Below are 663 nucleotides of genomic sequence, written 5' to 3'. Positions count from 1 at the left end.
TTTATGCCGATCGGTCACTGCAAGGGAAGGGATAGAGTTTCTCAATCGGTCAATCACTACATCGGTCTTAGATCGTCCCGTTAAGTTTTTTTCCGACTCAATCTGATTGAGTACATCTATAGGACAACGGACGGCAAGTAAGGGAGTTTCAGGCATAGCTGTTATACGGTGTTAACGCTTCTATATCAATTAATATAACACACTGTATAACACTGTCAACAGAAAAAGGTAATAGATAATATAACAATATGTATAACAGTGTAAACAGTAAGATTGTCTAATGGTATAACATTATGTATAACACTGTTTACACAATGGCGAAAGGGGTTTTTAGGAGACTGCTAAACCAGACTATCTAAAATATCTGTCACCTCTCCCTGATGGTTTCGCCGGTTGTCATCGTAGATCAGCAAAGTGTTAAGGCTAGAGTGTCTGGATAGCTTCTGTACCCGTCTCACATCCCCATTGGTAGCATCAAGCGCGGCTGTGATCGCGCTATGTCTGATCCGGTGAGGTGACATTATTTTAGTTATGCCGGCATCCTGACAGCGAGTCTTAACGATGGTATAAATTCCTTGAGTGCATAGGCGGCCGTCACTGTATCCGGGATTAACCGACACAAATAAAGCCTTATCGGGTTGATGTTCCCCCCTTGCCTCTAGC

The 663-nt window shown here is 42.8% G+C and carries 1 protein-coding gene; it reads right to left on the bottom strand.

Annotated elements, in window-relative coordinates; translation table 11 throughout:
* Positions 1–341 precede the first annotated feature (341 nt).
* Positions 342–663 (bottom strand): tyrosine-type recombinase/integrase (locus C9J87_RS20740; protein ID WP_157953279.1); only part of this gene is annotated, 322 nt, incomplete at its 5' end.

The sequence above is a fragment of the Nocardioides allogilvus genome (assembly GCF_003047285.1).
Lineage (GTDB): Bacteria > Actinomycetota > Actinomycetes > Propionibacteriales > Nocardioidaceae > Nocardioides > Nocardioides allogilvus.
The sequence above is the reverse complement of the archived record's forward strand: the minus strand, read 5'-3'. Positions and strand labels throughout refer to the sequence as shown.